The sequence below is a fragment of the Oryzomicrobium sp. genome (assembly GCF_036820405.1).
Lineage (GTDB): Bacteria > Pseudomonadota > Gammaproteobacteria > Burkholderiales > Rhodocyclaceae > Oryzomicrobium.
The window spans coordinates 90,581-108,338 of the sequence record NZ_DAISLS010000008.1 but is presented as its reverse complement, the minus strand read 5'-3'; the positions used below and the strand labels follow the sequence as shown (position 1 = coordinate 108,338).

14 protein-coding genes are annotated in these 17,758 nt (G+C 69.0%); 10 read left to right on the top strand and 4 right to left on the bottom strand.

Annotated elements, in window-relative coordinates:
* Positions 1 to 638: 638 nt before the first annotated feature.
* From V7Z98_RS09155 to V7Z98_RS09145, 3 genes are all read right to left on the bottom strand, one after another.
* Complete coding sequence (locus V7Z98_RS09155) at positions 639 to 1,316, bottom strand: acyl carrier protein phosphodiesterase (protein WP_334157731.1); 678 nt, start codon at positions 1,314 to 1,316, stop codon at positions 639 to 641.
* 92 nt (positions 1,317 to 1,408) lie between these two features.
* On the bottom strand, positions 1,409 to 2,788 hold the full coding sequence (locus V7Z98_RS09150) for a DUF1615 domain-containing protein (RefSeq protein WP_334157730.1): 1,380 nt from the start codon (positions 2,786 to 2,788) through the stop codon (positions 1,409 to 1,411).
* Between the two features lie 225 nt (positions 2,789 to 3,013).
* Positions 3,014 to 3,982 carry a LysR family transcriptional regulator gene (locus V7Z98_RS09145; protein ID WP_293263510.1) on the bottom strand — a complete coding sequence of 323 codons (969 nt, stop codon included), beginning with the start codon at positions 3,980 to 3,982 and terminating at the stop codon, positions 3,014 to 3,016.
* 154 nt (positions 3,983 to 4,136) lie between these two features.
* Between V7Z98_RS09145 and V7Z98_RS09140 the strand changes: the two genes are divergently transcribed.
* The 7 genes from V7Z98_RS09140 (at position 4,137) to V7Z98_RS09110 (ending at position 12,960) form a co-directional block, all read left to right on the top strand.
* Positions 4,137 to 4,994 carry an FAS1-like dehydratase domain-containing protein gene (locus V7Z98_RS09140; RefSeq protein WP_293263508.1) on the top strand — a complete coding sequence of 286 codons (858 nt, stop codon included), beginning with the start codon at positions 4,137 to 4,139 and terminating at the stop codon, positions 4,992 to 4,994.
* A gap of 103 nt (positions 4,995 to 5,097) precedes the next feature.
* The gene (locus V7Z98_RS09135) at positions 5,098 to 6,294 is read left to right on the top strand and encodes an acyl-CoA dehydrogenase family protein (RefSeq protein ID WP_334157729.1); all 1,197 of its coding nucleotides are present in this window, start codon (positions 5,098 to 5,100) and stop codon (positions 6,292 to 6,294) included.
* A 22-nt stretch (positions 6,295 to 6,316) separates the two neighbouring features.
* Complete coding sequence (locus tag V7Z98_RS09130; protein WP_334157728.1) at positions 6,317 to 7,678, top strand: MmgE/PrpD family protein; 1,362 nt, start codon at positions 6,317 to 6,319, stop codon at positions 7,676 to 7,678.
* A 28-nt stretch (positions 7,679 to 7,706) separates the two neighbouring features.
* Positions 7,707 to 8,897 (top strand): CaiB/BaiF CoA transferase family protein, encoded by a 1,191-nt coding sequence (locus V7Z98_RS09125; protein WP_334157727.1) that lies wholly within the window; start codon positions 7,707 to 7,709, stop codon positions 8,895 to 8,897.
* Between the two features lie 24 nt (positions 8,898 to 8,921).
* The gene (locus tag V7Z98_RS09120) at positions 8,922 to 9,761 is read left to right on the top strand and encodes an HpcH/HpaI aldolase/citrate lyase family protein (protein WP_334157726.1); all 840 of its coding nucleotides are present in this window, start codon (positions 8,922 to 8,924) and stop codon (positions 9,759 to 9,761) included.
* A gap of 108 nt (positions 9,762 to 9,869) precedes the next feature.
* Entirely contained in the window at positions 9,870 to 10,898 is a 1,029-nt protein-coding gene (locus tag V7Z98_RS09115) for a TRAP transporter substrate-binding protein (protein ID WP_293263500.1), read from the top strand.
* 319 nt (positions 10,899 to 11,217) lie between these two features.
* On the top strand, positions 11,218 to 12,960 hold the full coding sequence (locus V7Z98_RS09110) for a GGDEF domain-containing protein (protein ID WP_334157725.1): 1,743 nt from the start codon (positions 11,218 to 11,220) through the stop codon (positions 12,958 to 12,960).
* 10 nt (positions 12,961 to 12,970) lie between these two features.
* Here the strand turns inward: V7Z98_RS09110 and V7Z98_RS09105 are convergent, their stop codons facing one another.
* A complete protein-coding gene (locus V7Z98_RS09105) occupies positions 12,971 to 13,645 on the bottom strand; it encodes a Crp/Fnr family transcriptional regulator (RefSeq protein ID WP_293263498.1) in 675 nt (224 codons plus the stop codon).
* Positions 13,646 to 13,939: 294 nt separating this feature from the next.
* Here V7Z98_RS09105 and V7Z98_RS09100 point away from each other — a divergent pair, with 294 nt between their 5' ends.
* From V7Z98_RS09100 to V7Z98_RS09090, 3 genes are all read left to right on the top strand, one after another.
* Positions 13,940 to 15,907, top strand: a complete 1,968-nt coding sequence (locus tag V7Z98_RS09100) for an AMP-dependent synthetase/ligase (RefSeq protein WP_334157724.1) — start codon at positions 13,940 to 13,942, stop codon at positions 15,905 to 15,907.
* Between the two features lie 105 nt (positions 15,908 to 16,012).
* Positions 16,013 to 16,795 (top strand): ABC transporter ATP-binding protein, encoded by a 783-nt coding sequence (locus V7Z98_RS09095; protein ID WP_293263496.1) that lies wholly within the window; start codon positions 16,013 to 16,015, stop codon positions 16,793 to 16,795.
* Positions 16,796 to 16,819: 24 nt separating this feature from the next.
* Positions 16,820 to 17,734: a branched-chain amino acid ABC transporter permease gene (locus V7Z98_RS09090; protein ID WP_293263495.1), complete on the top strand. Its 915-nt coding sequence runs from the start codon at positions 16,820 to 16,822 to the stop codon at positions 17,732 to 17,734.
* Positions 17,735 to 17,758: the final 24 nt, after the last annotated feature.

The window sequence follows — 17,758 nt, the reverse complement described above, 5'->3', positions numbered from 1 at the left end:
GAACGCAGCAGGATGGTCGGCGCGTATGCAGTGCAAAATTTTTGCGTAAGGCCTGGAAACCCCCGCCAATACTCGCGCTACAAGGTGTATGCCAGGAAAGCTAATACTGGCGCTGTTATCCGAAGGCATGCCTTCAAACACCCCGCCAGCCGTGGCTTTCCGGGAAGTGCCAAAACCGTGCGCCCCCTGTGCCCTTCTCCCCCGCCGAGCAACGCAGGCCGGGACGGGAAAGGGCGAGGACTGTCTGAGGCCGTAGGCCGAGTTCCGCAGCCCCCGTCCCGGGCGAGTAGCGCAGGGTACCGGTAGGCCAGTTTCATCGGCCTGCCGGCGGGGGAGCGCACTGTACAGTTCGGGCGTTCTTTGGCCACTTTCTGTCGCCGGACAGAAAGTGGCTCGCCGTCCAGGCGAAATACAACGCTTCCGGTTGCTGAGGCGCCCAGTGAGGGCAGCACTGAGCAGTGCCCCACTAAGGCTCCAGGCTAGGGAGGCTGAAGACCCGCTCCAATACTTGTTCTCCATGATCGTGCCTTCAATCTCGGCTACTGGCGCGGGGTTCGGCGATGCCTGCCTGGAGATCGTTTATTGGCGCGGGGTTTGACGGGGGCCTAGGGCTCCATCGGTAATCCCCCATGCCCTGCTCAGTCAGCCAGCCCTTCCCGTTCCCGCCACTGGCGGGCGAACTCCAGGGCGTCGGCGAAGAAGGCGCGGAAGTCCGCCGCGAACCCGTCATAGTCCATCAGCAGTTCGGCCCCGCCACCGGCCAGGGGCGTGGGGCGGGAAAAACGCCGCGCCGCCATGCGGTCCAGAGCCAAGGCGATGGTCGCCGCCTCGGCGTAGGAGCCGAGCCAGTCGTGGGCCGCCATCAGGGGCGCCACCTCCGCCAGCCGGGGCGGCAGCAAGGCCGCGTGGGCGTCGAACAGGGCGTAGGTGGCGGCGCTGTAGGCCGCCAGGCCGCTACCGGCCGGTGCCACGTTGATGTTGTGGCCGAAGGCGGCAAAACCGGGGGCGGCGGGCCACGCCGCCCAGTCCCGGGCGAGGAAGTGGTCGTAGAACAGATCCACCATGATCCCGGCCACCCGGCGCCGTTCCGCACTGACCCGGGCGCGGCTGGCGCGAAAGGCCGGGTGGGTCTCGGCATAGGCGTCGATGGCCCGGTGCAGGCGCAGTCCGAGGATGAGCCGCTCCGGCAGGGGCGCGGCGCCTGCAATCCCTGCCGTGCCGGGCGGCAGGGGCCCTTTGACGAAATCCCCCATCAGCCCGCCCAGGCGCAGCAGCGGGTCCGGGCCGGCGAGGACGGCGTGGGCGAGGTAGTTCATGGCGGTGGTGCTGGCCTACGGGAGGGGGATGAACCCGGCGAGTTCCGCGCCCGCAAATCCCGTGAATTCAATGAATCCCACGAATCCCGCCCTCACGCCTGGCTGCGCGCCAGGCATTGCTGGTAGCGACCGTCCACCCGGCGGGCGAACCATTCGGTGGTGAGCTTGCGCTGGATCTTCGGGCTCTTCAGGTCGATACGCGGCAGGGCCTCCCGGGGCTGGGGGCGGCCGGCGGCCTGGTCGGCCAGGGCGTAGACCCGCTGGTAGAGAGGGGTCTGGGCGAAGCCGTAGGTCTTTTCCAGGGCCAGGTCCCGGTCGATGGCGGCGGCATTCATGCCCAGGCGCCGGGCCTGGCCGACCAGGGCGTTGCGGGTGGCGCTGGGGGCGGCGGACGGCTGGCCCTTGTCGTAGCGCAGCAAGTCTCCGTCCAGGTCCAGGGGCTTGCCGGCCAGTTTGGCCACGGCGGCCTGGAAGGCGGCGTTGCGGCTGGCGTAGCGCCCGGCGTTGAAATCGGCGAAGCGGTAGACCGCCTGGGTGTAGGACGCGGGGTAGTCGAGCAGGATGGCCATGCCGAAATACACCCCGCCGCGCCGGGTGAACACCTCGCGGCGCACGTCCATGCCTGGGCGGGCGTAGGGGTAGGGCTTCTCGCGCACCTGGGTCTTGGCGAACTCGACGCTGACCTGCATCGGCCCGCCGGTGCGCACCGGGTTGTAGTCGGCCAGCAGGGTCCGGCCGGCGGGCAGCTCGGCGATCATGTCGGAAAACAGCTCGTTCATCTGCCGCTCGGTCTTCAGGGCGTCGATACGCGCCTTGTAGCTGCGCCCGTCCGGCGAGGTCTTGGCCAGGGCGGCCTCCAGCACCAGCTTGGGAATGCCGTAGCGGCTGCGCCGCGCCTCGATTTCCTTCCAGGCGATCCTGTTCAGCCCGGGCACTGCCGGGTCGGCCTGAAAGCTCGATTCCTGCTCGATCACGGCGATGGTGGCGCAGAGGTTGGCCGGGTTGGCCGGCAGGCGCAGGGCCACCAGGGCGGCGGCGATGTCGCCGGCCCAGCCGGCCCGGTCGGCGATGCCCGCCGGCAGCAGGCGCAGCGCCTGGGCCCGGGCTTCCCGCTCCAGGGCCGCCGGGTCCGGCGGCGGTACGGCGGGCGCGGCCGGCACGGAGGTGGCGGGGGGCGGCGGCAGGGGCACGGCGCTCACCGCCGGCGGCGGCTGCACCGGGGTAACGCTGGCGCCCGATACCGGAGCGGGGGTGGGGGCGCTGGCAGCCGGCGGCGTGGCAGGGCGGCCCGGCGTCACCACCGGCGCCGGGGGCGACGCGGCACAGGCGGCCAGGCCCAGGGCCAGCAGCAGGGGAAGGCGGCGCAGCAGGGGTGGGGGGGCAGGGGGGGTAGCGGGGGAAAGGCTGGCGTCGCAGGAGTCGCGGGAGTTGCGGCAGGCGGCGGCCGGACGGCCGAAAGCGGAGTGGGGCACGGTGCGGACAGGCGGGGGGCGGACGGCAGGCCCGGGCCGGGCCCGGGGGATGGGCGCCAGTGTACTCCTGTGCCGGGGCGCCGGCGCTGGCGGGGGAGGGTTCAAAAGCCCGGGCTGGAGCCCCGCGCCAGTCGGGCGTTTCCAGCCAGGTGGCCCGGAACTCCACGCCCCGCGCGGCGCTCCGGGTAGGGGGGCTGAAGGTCCGCGCCCCGCTTGGGTTTCCGGTCAGGCCTTGGCGGCCTTGGGGCGGCGCGGCGGCTTGGCCTTGGCGACTGCCGGGGCTGTGCCGCCGGGGGCGGCCAGGGTCCGGTTGAGGCGCAGGATGGTGTCGATCAGGGCCTGGGTGAAGCTGGGCAGGGCGGCGCCCTGGCGGGTCAGCACGTAGCGCTCGCGCAGGGCCCAGGGCTCGTCCAGCTCCTTGAGCACCAGCTTCATCGTCCGGCTGTGGCGGATGCCCGCCGATTCGGGCACCACGCCGATGCCCACCCCGGCCTCCACCATGCGGCACAGGGATTCGAAGTTGCTGACCTGGACGCGGATGTGCAGCTGGCGCTTCACGTCGCGCATCAGCTGGTTGAGGAAAGTCTGCAAGGTGCTGCCCTCGTGCAGGCCGATGAAGTCGTCCTCCAGGGTGTCGGCGAAATGCACCTTGCCGGCGCCGGCCAGGCGGTGGCCCAGGGGCAACGCCAGCACCAGCCGGTCGGTGGAGAAGTGGTGCTTTTCCAGCCCGGCGTCGTCGATCGGGCCGGAGACGATGCCCAGGTCGGTGGTGCCGTCGAGCACGCCGCGGATGATCTCGCCGGTGAGGCGCTCTTGCAGGTCCACGTCCACCTGGGGGTGGTCGTTGAGGAAGGTGGCCAGCACCTCGGGCATGAATTCGGTGACCGCGGTGGTGTTGGCGAACACCCGGATGTGGCCGGTGACTCCTTCGCCGAAGCGTTGCAGGTCACCCTTCAGGTATTCGATCTGGGCGAGCAGGATGCGGGCGTGCTGGAGCAGGCTCTGCCCCGCCGGGGTCAGGGCCACGCCCCGGGGCGCCCGGTAGAGCAGGCGCACCCCGGCCTGGTTTTCCAGTTCCTTGACCCGGGCGCTGGCGGCGGGCAGGGACAGGTGGCTGCGCTCGGCGCCCCGCGTCAGGCTCTTGCTCTCGGCGACGTGGATGAACAGGCGCAGGTCGGTCAGGTCGAAGTGCATGGCGAATCCGGAAAGCAGCGGGCGATGTTGCACTGCGATTCGGCAATGCCGAAGGCAGGCTCTCGAAATGGTGAATTGTAGCGGCAGGGGGCGGCGGCGATGATGCGTCCCACACCGCGCCCCGGACCGGGGCCAGCAGGACCGAGGAGACAAGATGAGCACCGCCGCCACCGACACGTTGGCCGACTGGATCGGCCGTAGCGAAACCCGCGAGGATCGCATCGACCCGCGCCAGGTGATCGCCCTGGCCGCCACCCTGGACTGGCCCGCCGCGCCGGAGCGGGAGCTGCCGCCCCTGTGGCACTGGGTCTATTTCACCCCCGCCGCCCGCCAGTCCGAACTGGGCACCGACGGCCACCCGCGCCGCGGCGCCGCCGGCGGCATCCTGCCTCCGGTGGAGCTGCCCAACCGCATGTGGGCCGGCGGCCGCCTGACCTTCCACCAGCCCCTCATGGTCGGCGAGGCCGTCACCCGCGTCTCCCGCCTGATCCGCGCCGAGCGCAAGAGCGGCAAGGCCGGCGACCTGGTGTTCGTCACCGTGCACCACGCCATTTCCGGCGCCAACGGCCTGGCGGTGGAAGAAGAGCACGACATCGTTTACCGCAACCCGGCCCCCAAGGGCACGCCCCCGGGCGGCGAGGTGGCCCCGGCCGCTGCCCCCGGCCAGTTCCGCCAGCTGTGCAAGCCCGACAGCGTGCTGCTGTTCCGCTACTCGGCCCTGACCTTCAACGGCCACCGCATCCATTACGACTACCCCTACGTCACCCAGGAAGAGGGCTATCCCGGCCTGGTGGTGCACGGTCCCCTCACCGCCACCCTGCTGTTGCAGGGCTTTCAGCAGGCCAACCCGGGCAAGCGCGTCACCGGCTTCGCCTTCCGCGCCGTGGGGCCGATCTACGACAACCAGACCTTCGACGTCTGCGGCGAGATCACCGGCCCGGGCCAGGCCAAGCTGTGGACCGACTGCGCCGGCCGGCTGACGATGAAGGCCGACGTGACGTTTGCCGAGTAAGCGAAGACTTGCCGGCCAGAACGACGAGTAACGACGCATAACAACGCATAACGACGACACCCCAACCCCAACAGATCCCGACCGCCCAGAGGCGGCAGCCGACATGACCGAAATGAGCGCCCCGATGACCCCCTTCCTCAACTTCAACCTCAACGAAACCCACATGGAAATCCGCGAAGCGGTGCGCGACCTGTGCAGCCACTATCCGGACGAGTACTGGCGCAAGGTGGACGAGGCCCGCGGCTTCCCCGAGGAATTCGTCAACGCCCTGACCGAAGCCGGCTGGCTGGCCGCCATGATCCCCGAGGAGTACGGCGGTTCCGGCCTGGGCCTGACCGAGGCCTCGGTGGTGCTCGAAGAGGTGAACCGTTGCGGCGGCAACTCGGGCACGGTGCACGGCCAGATGTACAACATGGGCACCCTGCTGCGCCACGGTTCCGACGCCCAGAAGCAGATGCTGCTGCCCAAGATCGCCAGCGGCGAGCTGCGCCTCCAGTCCATGGGCGTGACCGAGCCCACCACCGGCACCGACACCACCCAGCTCAAGACCACCGCCGTGAAGCAGGGCGACCGCTACGTGGTGAACGGCCAGAAGGTGTGGATCAGCCGCATCCAGCACTCCGACTACATGATCCTCTTGGCCCGCACCACGCCCCGGGACCAGTGCGCCAAGAAGACCGAGGGCATGTCGATCTTCCTCGTCGATCTGCGCGAGGCCATCGGCAAGGGCCTGACCGTGCGTCCCATCCCCAACATGGTGAACCACGAGACCAACGAGCTGTTCTTCGACAACCTGGAGATCCCGGAAGAGAACCTGATCGGCGAAGAGGGCAAGGGCTTCAAGTACATCCTCGACGGGCTCAACGCCGAGCGCACCCTGATCGCCGCCGAGTGCATCGGCGACGGCTACTGGTTCGTGGACCGGGCGGTGAAGTACGCCAACGAGCGGGTGGTGTTCGGTCGCCCCATCGGCAAGAACCAGGGCGTCCAGTTCCCCCTGGCCGAGGCCCACATGGAGATCGAGGCCGCCAACCTGATGCGCTACCGGGCCTGTGCCCAGTTCGACGCCGGCCTGGCCTGCGGCCCCGCCGCCAACATGGCCAAGCACCTGGCCGCCAAGGCCTCCTGGGAGGCGGCCAACGCCTGCCTGCAAACCCACGGCGGCTTCGGCTTCGCCTGCGAATACGACATCGAGCGCAAGTTCCGCGAGACCCGCCTGTACCAGGTGGCGCCGATCTCCACCAACCTGATCCTGTCCTACGTGGCCGAGCACCTGCTGGGTCTGCCCCGCTCCTTCTGACCCCGAGACCCGAGGACACGCCATGACCGCTCCCCGCGCCTACACCCAAGAACTGGCCGAATTCGTTGCCGGCCTGCGCTACGACCAGCTGCCTCCGGCGGTGGTCGCCCGCACCGAGGAACTGTTCCTCGACTGGGCCGCCTCGGCCCTGGCCGCCAAGGGCCTGCATCCGATTCCCCAGTTCGAGGGCTTCGCCCGGGCCATGGGCCCGGCCGGCGGGGCGGCGGAAATCCTGGTCAGCCGCGCGCGCAGCTCGGCCTTCTTCGCCGCCTGGGTGAATGCGGCCTCGTCCCACCTGGTGGAGCAGGACGACCTGCACAACAGCTCGGTGCTGCACCCGGCCACCGTGGTCTTTCCCGCCGCCCTGGCGGCGGCCCAGGACCTGGGCAAGAGCGGCGCCGAGCTGATCGCCGCATCGGTGGCCGGCTATGAGGCCGGCATCCGCATCGGCGAGTTCCTTGGCCGCTCCCACTACCGCATCTTCCACACCACCGCCACCGTCGGCACCCTGGCCGCCGCCGTGGCCGTGGGCCGCCTGCTCGACCTGACCCCGGCCCAAATGGTGAACGCCCTGGGCTCCGCCGGCACCCAGGCCGCCGGCCTGTGGGAGTTCCTGCGCGACGCCGCCGATTCCAAGCAACTGCACACCGCCCACGCTGCCGCCAACGGCCTGGCCGTCGCCTACCTGGCCAAGTCCGGCGTCACCGGCGCCCGGCGCATTCTCGAAGGCGCCCAGGGCCTGGCCGCCGGCATGTCCTCGGACGCCGACCCGGCCCGCCTGGTGGATCGCCTGGGTAGCCGCTGGGCCCTGCTGGAAACCTCGTTCAAGTTCCACTCGTCGTGCCGCCACACCCACCCGGCCGCCGACGCCCTGCTCGACCTGATGCAGCGCGAGGGGCTGGCCGCCTCCGACATCGCCGCCGTCACCGCCCGGGTGCACCAGGGCGCCATCGACGTGCTCGGCGCGGTGGACGTGCCAGTGACGGTGCACCAGGCCAAGTTTTCCATGGGCACCGTGCTCGGCCTGATCGCCGTCCATGGCAAGGCCGGCCTGGAGGAATTCCGCGACCACGCCCTGACCGACCCTCGCGTCGCCGAGTTCCGCGCCAAGGTGCGCATGGCGCTGGACCCGGAAGTGGACGGCGCCTATCCGCGCCGCTGGCTGGGCCGGGTCGAGGTCACCACCGTGGATGGCCGCACCCTGCGCGGCGCCCTAGACGAGCCCAAGGGCGACCCGGGCAATCCGCTTTCCCGTGCCGAGCTGGAGGACAAGGCCCGCCGCCTGGCGCGTTTCTCCGGCGCCGCCAGCGAGGTCGAAGCCAACGCCCTGATCGCCCGGGTGTGGGGCCTGCACGACGCCTCTTCCCTCGCTTCCCTGTTCTGATCCGCTCCACCGTATTTCTGGATTGACCATGACCGCCGCAACCAATCTGCCCCTCGAGGGCGTCACCGTCGTCTCCCTGGAGCACGCCATCGCCGCGCCCCTGGCCACCCGCCACCTGGCCGACCAGGGCGCCCGGGTGATCAAGATCGAGCGTCCCGGCGTGGGCGATTTCGCCCGGGCCTACGACCGCCGCGTCGATGGCCTGGCCTCCCATTTCGTCTGGGTGAACCGCTCCAAGGAAAGCCTCTGCCTCGACCTCAAGCAGCCCGAGGCCCGGGACATCCTGGAAGCCATCCTGGCCAAGGCCGACGTGCTGGTGCAGAACCTGGCGCCGGGCGCCGCCGCCCGCCTGGGGTTGTCCTACGAGGCCCTCTCGCCCACCTATCCGGGCCTGATCGTCTGCGATATCTCCGGCTACGGCGACGGCGGCCCGTACACCGAGAAGAAGGCCTACGACCTGCTGATCCAGAGCGAGGGCGGCTTCCTCTCGGTGACCGGCACCCCGGAAGAAGAAGTGAAGTCCGGCATCTCGGTGGCCGACATCGCCGCCGGCATGTACGCCTATTCGGGCATCCTCGCCGCCCTGCTGGAGCGGGCCCGCACCGGCCGGGGGCGGCGCGTCGAGGTGGCGATGATCGACACCATGATGGAGTGGATGAGCTTCCCCCTCTACTACGCCTACAAGGGCCAGCAGCCGCCGCGCCGCTCCGGCGCCGCCCACGCCACCATCTACCCCTACGGCCCGTTCAAGGCCGGCGACGGCCGTACCGTCATGCTCGGCCTGCAGAACGAGCGCGAATGGGCCACCTTCTGCGACAAGGTGCTGGAGCGCCCCGACCTCAAGACCGATCCGCGCTTCGTGGACAACGCCGCCCGCACCGCCCACCGCACCGAGCTGCACGACCTGATCGTGGCCGAGTTCGCCGGCAGCAGCGCCGAGGCGGTGATCGCCAAGCTCGACGCGGCGGACATCGCCAACGCCCACGTCAACACCATGGCCGACCTGTGGGAGCACCCCCAGCTCAAGGCCCGGGGCCGCTGGACCACGGTGGACTCGCCGGTGGGCCCGCTGCCTGCCCTCTACCCCCCGGGAACCGGCCCGGACCGTCCGGCGCGCATGGACCCGATCCCCGCCCTGGGCGCCCACACCGACGCCATCCTGGCCGAGCTGGGCTTTGCCGGGCGGGCCGCAGACCTGCACGCCAAGGGCGTGGTCTAACCCCCTGGATACCCGGAGAACCCCATGCTCAAGACTTCCCTGGCCGACGCCCGCACCTTCCTGTTCGTCCCCGCCTCGCGCCCCGAGCGCATCGCCAAGGCCCTGGCCAGCGGCACCGACGTGGTGATCGTCGATCTGGAGGACGCGGTGGCCCCCGCCGACAAGGACACCGCCCGGGGCCTGCTCACCGCCTGGCTCGACGCCAATCCCCAGGCCGCCGTGGTGGTGCGCATCAACGGCACCGGCACCGCCTGGATGGAGGCTGACCTGGCCGCCTGCCGCCACCCGGGGGTGGCCGGTCTGCTCCTGCCCAAGGCCGAGACCGCCGACGCGGTGAGCCACTGCCACCGGGTCAGCGGCAAGCCGGTGCTGCCCATCGTCGAGACCGGCCGCGGCATGGACGCCCTGGCCGAGATCGCCGCCGCCCCGGGCACGACCCGCCTGGTGTTCGGCAAGCTCGACCTGGCGGTGGATTTGAGCCTGACCCCGGACGAGAGCGACCGTGAGGAACTGGTCTTCCTTCCCTACCGGGCCATGATTGTTCTGGCCAGCCGCCGCGCCGGCCTGCCCCTGCCGGTGGACGGCGTGTTCACCGCCATCGGCGACGGCGAGGCTCTGTCCTATTACGCCAACCGGGCGCGCAACCACGGTTACGGCGCCCTGCTGCTGATTCACCCCAACCAGGTGGGCACGGTCACCGAGGCCTTTACCCCCAGCGCCGACGAGGTGGCCTGGGCCAAGGCGGTGATCGCCGCGGCCGAGGCCGCCGGCGGCGGCGCCGCGGTGGTGGACGGCCGCATGATCGACGCCCCGGTGATCGCCCGGGCCGAACGCCTGCTCGTCGCCGCCGCCCTGGCGTCCTGAGTTTTTCGCAGTACCAGTAGCACCAGTAGAACCAGTAGCACCTGTTGTTCCCGCAGCACCCTCAACCCCAACCCAGCCTAAAACAACCGTGCATAAACGGAGGAGACCATGAAGATACTGAACACCATCCGCAAGACCGCCGTCACCCTGGCCCTGGCCGCGGCGCTTCCCGCCGTGGCCCTGGCCCAGACCGCCGCCAACCCGATCGTCATCAAGTTCAGCCACGTGGTGGCGCCCGACACCCCCAAGGGCAAGGGGGCCGAGCGCTTCAAGCAACTGGCCGAAGAGCGTACCGGCGGCCGGGTCAAGGTCGAGGTGTACCCCAACAGCCAGCTGTACAAGGACAAGGAAGAGGTCGAGGCCCTGCAACTCGGCTCGGTGCAGATGCTCGCCCCGTCCCTGTCCAAGTTCGGCCCCCTGGGCGTGAAGGAATTCGAGGTCTTCGACCTGCCCTTCATCTTCCCCAGCGCCGCGGTGCTCGACCGGGTGACCAACGGCCCGGTGGGCCAGGCCATGCTCAAGAAGCTCGAACCCAAGGGCATCGTCGGCTTGGCCTACTGGGACAACGGCTTCAAGGAAATGAGCGCCAACCGGCCCCTGCGCGAAGTGAAGGACTTCAAGGGCCTGAAGATGCGCATCCAGTCCTCGAAAATCCTCGAGGCCCAGATGCGCGCCCTGGGCGCCCTGCCCCAGGTGATGGCCTTCTCCGAGGTTTACCAGGCCTTGCAGACCGGCGTGGTGGACGGCACCGAGAACACCCCGTCCAACTATTGGACCCAGAAGACCCACGAGGTGCAGAAGGACATGACCGTGTCCAACCACGGCTACATCGGTTACGCGGTGATCACCAACAAGAAGTTCTGGGACGGCCTACCGCCCGACATCCGCACCATCCTCGAAGGCGCGATGAAGGACGCCACCAAGTACACCAACGCCATCGCCCAGCAGGAGAACGACGAGGCCCTGCGCAAGATCCAGGCGTCCGGCCGGGTCAAGGTGATCACCCTGACCGACAAGGAGCGGGAAGCCTGGCGCCAGGCCCTGCTGCCGGTGCACAAGGAAATGGCCGGCCGCGTCGGCAAGGACACCATCGAGGCGATCTACAAGGAATCCGCCGCCCTGGGCTTCAAACAGTAGTTTCCTCCGGTAGAACGGTGTGGCGGCGGCGGGCCGGGTTTTCCGGCGCGCCGCGCCGACGACCTACCCCTCCGCGCCTCGCTGGCGCCCGGCCCCCCTGGGGCCGTTTTTTTTATCGCCGGGCCGCCCCAAGACAAAAACGCCCCCTGGGGGGCCGCGAGCGAAGCGCAGTGAGCGAGTGTGGGGGCTCTTTTTTGTCAGGGGAACGCAGTGGTTTTCAGGGAGAATGGCGCCCGAAATTAGACAGATGCACCTAGCCAAAGAAGAGCCCACAGGGCCAAGACCACCCGGGGAGGTGGATACCGGAATCGGATTCGCAATGCTCAGCCGCAAGCTTCGCCTGGGAGCCGCGGTGATCGTGCTCGGGGCGCTGACGCTGGCCGCCCAGGTCGTATCACCCTCGTTCCAGGATTACCGCCGTAACGCCCGCAGCCTCGAACGCCTCCAAGTGTTCCACGCCGCCCTGCGGGTCGCCAACCTGATCTCCGCCGAGCGGGGACCGTCCAACAGTGTCATGGGCGACGGCAACGATCCCGACAGCGCCTACCTGGCGCGCCTGCATACTTACCGGGAAAGCGCCGACCTGGCCCTGAACGAACTGACGCGGGATCTGGCCGAGAACATCGACGGCCGCGACGAGGCCGGCCGCGCCGCCCTGGAGGCACTGCCCCGGCTGCGCGAGCAACTGACGGAGGCCCGCCGCGAGGTGGACCGGGTGGCCGCTCTGTCGCGCCGCGAGCGCAGTGCCGAGCAGATCCGCCAGGCCATCGGCGGCATGTTCGCCGTGGTGGATGCCCTGGCCCCCGTGGTCAACGCCACCGGCGCCCGGGTCATCGACAACGACAGCCGCATGGCCGGCTCGGTGATCATCGCCCGCCTGATGGGCGATTTGCGCGAGAACGCCGGGCGCATCGGCTCCGAGCTGGTGCCGGCCCTGATCACCGCCCAGCCCCTCAACCCCGTGCAGCGCCATGCGGTGAGCCGTCTGCGCGGCCGGGTCGAGCAGATCGGCACGACCCTCGATCAGCACGTGGACGTGCTGCTCCACGACGCCGGCGCGGTGCGCCTCCTGGATCAGGTGCGGCGTCGCCTGGGCACGGCCCTGGGGCTGGTGGACGAGGTACTGCAGGCGAGCATGGCGGGGCGGCCCTATCCGCTCAGCGCCGGCCAGTTCACCGAGCGCATCGTGCCCGACTTCCGCCCCCTGGAAACCCTGCGCGACCGGGTCATCGTTCTCACTATGGCCCGGGCTGTGGAGGCCCGGGACGCGGCGCGCAACGAGATGCTGCTGTCCCTGCTGGCGGCGCTGGTCAGCCTGGTGGTGCTGCTGGTGCTGCTGCTCGGTGCCGACCGCCAGGTGTTCCGCCCGCTGCTGCGCGCCCGGGAGGAAATCATTGCCCTGGCCGCCGGCGATACCCGGGAAGTGCCGGCGTCGCCGGCGCCCGGGCGGGAAATGTCGGCCCTGTTCGAGGCTATCGCCGTGCTGCGCCTGCGCCAGCGCGAGGCCCTGGCCCGGGACCGGGAACGGCAGGTGCTGAGCGAGCGGCTGCGCCGTCAGGCCGAGACCGACGCCTTGACCGGCCTCTTCAACCGCCGCGCCCTGGAGCAGTTCGGCGAGGACCTGTCCCTGCCCGAGGCCGAAGGGCCGCCGGCCGGGCTGATCCTGTTCGACATCGACTACTTCAAGCGCATCAACGACACCCACGGCCACCTGGCCGGGGACCGGGTGTTGCAGGAGGTGGCGCGGCGCATCCAGGCCCTGACCCGGGATTCGGACATCCTGGTGCGCTACGGCGGCGAGGAATTCGCCTTCCTCGCCCAGCCCAGCCCCGGGCTGCCCACCCTGCGGGCCAAGGCCGAAAAGCTGCGCCAAGCGGTGGAGTCCCGCCCGGTGGCGGTGGAGGAGGGGCTGGCGGTGCCGGTCACCTGCAGTTTCGGCGTGGCCGAATGCCCGCCCGGGGAAGGGGCCTGGCGGCGCCTCTTCCAGGCCGCCGACGAGGCCCTCTATGCCGCCAAGGCGGAAGGCCGCAACCGGGTCCAGGTGGCCGGCCCGGCCGGCTGATCCGGGGGCTTCAGAGCCCGAAGCGGCGCAGGCCGTCCACGTCGAGGACGGTGACCTTGCCGTAGTTGAGGGAGAGCAGGCCCGCGTCCTCCAGGACCTTCAGTCCCTGGTTCACCCGCTGCCGGGAAACCCCGGCCAGGTAGCCGATTTCTTCCTGGGAAATCCCCAGCTCGGCGCCGGTGCCCGGGTACAGGACCGGGTTGAACAGGGCGGCGATGCAGCGGGCGATGCGCGCATCGGTGTCGAGCATGCGCTCGTACTCCACCATGCCGATGAACTGGCCGAGGCGCTCGTTGAGCTGGGTGAGCAGAAAGCGGTTGAAGGGAATGCTGTGGTCGAGCAGCCAGTAGAAGGTGCCCGCCCCCATGTAGGCCACCCGGGATTCGCGCAGGGCCAGCACGTCGTACTTGCGGATTTCGCGCTTGAGCAGGGAGCCCTCGCCGAACCAGCCACCGGTGGGCACGCCGGTGAAGGTCATGGTCTTGCCGGTGATCCAGTGGCTGCTCATCTTGGCCAGCCCCTCCACCACGCCGATCCAGTGCTCGGTGGGTTCGCCGCGATGGCAGACGAAACCGCCGGCGGGAATCTTGCGTTCGACGGTGCCCGCCTCGACGCGGGCCAGGGCTTCCTCGTCCAGTTCCCTCGCCCAGACGGCACCTCGGATTGCTTCTTTGAGCGTTTGCATTTTTTTTCGCAAATGTCAGCCAGACGACAATTATAGGCGCCACTTGTCACTAGACTGCGTTCCCAGAAGCTGTTTCGGTAAATGGTTTTACTATGCCGTAAGTGCCGTGTCAGGCCCCGCGCCTAACATGGCCCAAGGCAGGACCGGCACGGATACAGGCTTCCGGCAGCAACGACACCGGCGGGTGAGACCGAAAACGGCCGGCGCGGCAGACAAGCCGCCCCACCCGCCCCCGAATTGTTCCAACCGCCCGGCGAGGTCTGGCGCGGTGAGGTGGCAACGGAGGAGACGACCATGCCTGACAAGGCGAGCAAGGCAGTGGAAGGGCTCGACACCTTTCCCCGACTGTTGATGCACCATGCCCGGGTCCGGGGCAACCAGCCCGCCATGCGGGAAAAGGACCTGGGCATCTGGCAGACCTGGACCTGGGAGGATGCCCGGGAACAGGTGGTGGCCCTGGCCGGCGGCCTGGCTAAGCTGGGCCTGCAACGCGGCGACAACGTCGCCATCATCGGCGACAACCGGCCGCGCCTGTACCAGGCCATGCTGGCCGTGCAGTGCCTGGGCGCGGTGCCCGTGCCCCTTTATCAGGACGCGGTGGCCACCGAGATGCAGTTCGCCCTGCTGGACGCGGGCGTGACCTTCGCCTTCGCCGAGAACCAGGAGCAGGTGGACAAGCTGCTGGAGATCCGCGACAGCCTGCCGGCCCTGGCCCACATCGTCTATGACGACCCCCGGGGCATGCGCCACTACGACCAGCCCTACCTGCACTTCGTCGAAGCGGCGATGGACCTGGGCCGCGAGTACAACGCCGCCCACGCCGGGGTGGTCGCCGCCGAGATCGACAAGGGGCGGAGCGACGACACGGCGGTGATGCTGTACACCTCGGGCACCACCGGCAAGCCCAAGGGCGTCTGCCAGACCCACCACGCCTTCATCAGCGCCGCCAAGGGCGCCTGCCAGTTCGACGCGCTGACCGCCGACGAGGAAGTGCTCTCCTACCTGCCCATGGCCTGGGTCGGCGACCACCTGTTCTCCTATGCCCAGGCGCTGGTGGCGGGCTTCACCATCAACTGTCCCGAATCGTCCGACACGGTCATGTCCGACCTGCGCGAGATCGGGCCCACCTACTACTTCGCCCCGCCGCGCATCTTCGAGAACCTGCTCACCCAGGTGATGATCCGCATGGAGGACGCCGGAGCGATCAAGCGCCGCATGTTCCATTTCTTCATGGACGTGGCCAAGCGCTGCGGCGCCGACATCCTGGACGGCAAGCCGGTGGGCGGCGGCGACCGCCTGCTCTACGCCTTGGGCAACGTGCTGGTCTACGGCCCGCTCAAGAACGTGCTCGGCCTGAGCCGCATCCGGGTCGGCTACACCGCCGGCGCGGCGATCGGCCCGGACCTGTTCCGCTTCTACCGCTCCATCGGCATCAACCTCAAGCAGTTCTACGGCCAGACCGAAACCTGCGCCTACGTCTGCCTCCAGCCCAGCGGCGAGATCAAGCTCGATTCCGTGGGCAAGCCCGGGCCCTTCGTCGAAGTGAAGATCTCCGACAAGGGCGAGATCCTGGTCAAGGGGCCGATGCTGCTCAAGGAGTACTACAAGCGGCCCGATTCCACCGCCGAGTCGATCGACGCCGACGGCTACTTCCTCACCGGCGACGCCGGCTTCTTCGACGAGGACGGCCACCTGAAGATCATCGACCGGGCCAAGGACGTGGGCAAGCTGGCCAACGGCGCGATGTTCGCCCCCAACTACATCGAGAACAAGCTCAAGTTCTTCCCCTACATCAAGGAAGCGGTGTGCTTCGGCCACAACCGGGGCCAGGTGTGCGCCTTCATCAACATCGACATGGAGGCGGTGGGCAACTGGGCCGAGAAGCGCGGCATTGCCTACGCCGGCTACACCGACCTGGCGGCCAAGCCCGAGGTGTACGCCCTGATCCAGGAGTGCATCGAGAAGGTGAACGCGGAGCTGATCCACGACCCGATGCTGGCCGATTCCCAGGTGGCCCGCTTCCTCGTGCTGCACAAGGAGCTGGACCCGGACGACGACGAGCTGACCCGCACCCGCAAGGTGCGCCGCGGCTTCATCGCCGAAAAGTACGGGGTGCTGGTGGAGGCCTTCTACGCCGGCCGCGCCAGCCAGTACATCGAAACCCAGGTCAAGTTCGAGGACGGGCGCACCGGCATGGTGGCCGCCGACCTGCGCATCGGCGACGCCAAGGTGTTCGCGGTGCCGCAGCGCCAGGCCGCCTGAGCGCCCCTTCCGATCCTTTCCCGATCCGCACATCCGAGTTCATCACGGCGGACCGGCCGGCCCAAAGGGGACGGCCGCTACCGCCGCCACGGAGGAGACACCACAGTGGCTCGACAAATCGGCGAGGTCATTGTTGACCTGCAGAACATCTCGCTACGCTTCGGCGGCGTGAAGGCGCTGACCGACATCAGCTTCAACATCCGCGAGCACGAAATCCGCTCGATCATCGGCCCCAACGGCGCGGGCAAGAGCTCCATGCTCAACGTCATCAACGGCGTGTACCACCCCCAGGAGGGCAAGATCATTTACCGGGGCGAGGAGCGTCGCAAGATGGAACCCTACGAGGCCGCCGGCCAGGGCTTCGCCCGCACCTTCCAGAACATCGCCCTGTTCAAGGGCATGAGCGTGCTCGACAACCTGATGACCGGGCGCAACCTGAAGATGAAGGCCACCCTGGTGGAGCAGGCCTTCTTCTGGGGCCGGGCGCGCAACGAGGAGCTGGAGCACCGCAAGAAGGTGGAAGAGGTGATCGACTTCCTCGAAATCCAGCACATCCGCAAGACCCCGGTGGGCCGCCTGCCCTACGGCCTGCAAAAGCGGGTCGAACTGGGCCGGGCCCTGGCCGCCGAGCCCAACCTGCTGCTCCTCGACGAGCCCATGGCCGGCATGAACGTGGAAGAGAAACAGGACATGTGCCGTTTCATCCTCGACGTGAACGACCAGTTCGGCACCACCATCGTCCTGATCGAGCACGACATGGGCGTGGTGATGGACATCTCCGACCGGGTGGTGGTCCTCGACTACGGCAAGAAGATCGGCGACGGCGTGCCCGACGAGGTGAAGAACAATCCCGAGGTGATCGCCGCCTACCTGGGCACCCAGCACTGAGACATAGGAAAGAGGACGGACACCATGCAGTTCTTTTTTGAAATCCTCATCGGCGGCCTGCTCTCCGGGGTGATGTACTCCCTGGTGGCCCTGGGCTTCGTGCTGATCTACAAGGCATCCGGCGTGTTCAACTTCGCCCAGGGGGCGATGGTGTACTTCGCCGCCCTGTCGGTGGTCGGCTGCATGGAGAAGGGCGCCCCCCTGTGGCTGGCCCTGATCCTGGCCTTCTTCATCATGCTGCTGTTCGGCATGGCCACCGAGAAGTTCGTGCTGCGCAAGATGGTCAACCAGACGCCCATCTCCCTGTTCATGGCCACCATCGGCCTGACCTTTTTCGTCGAGGGCTTCGCGCCCCTGGTGTGGGGGCACTCGGTGCGCGGCCTGGACATCGGCATCGTGGACGAGCCGATCGAGAGCGTGCTCGACAGCCTGGGCATCGTGGTCTCCCGCTTCGACCTGGTGGCGGCGCTGATCGCCGGCCTGCTGGTCACCGGCCTGGCCCTGTTCTTCCAATACACCCGGGTCGGCCGCGCCCTGCGCGCCGTGGCCGACGACCACCAGGCCGCCCTGTCCATCGGCATCCCGCTGGAACGCATCTGGGCCATCGTCTGGGGCGTGGCCGGTTTCGTCGCCCTGGTGGCGGGGATGCTCTGGGGTGCCCGCAACGGCGTCCAGTTCGCCCTCACCTTCACTGCCCTGAAGGCCCTGCCGGTGCTGATCCTGGGCGGCTTCACCTCGGTGCCCGGCGCCATCGTCGGCGGCCTGATCATCGGCGCCAGCGAGAAGCTCGCCGAGGTGTACATCCCTCCGGTGATGCAGGCCATGTTCGGCGGCAACTTCGGCGGCATCGAAGGCTGGTTCCCCTACGTGCTGGCCCTGCTCTTCCTGCTGGTGCGGCCCGAGGGCCTGTTCGGCGAGAAGCACATCGACCGCGTGTGATCGACCCCCAGAACAAGACGGAGA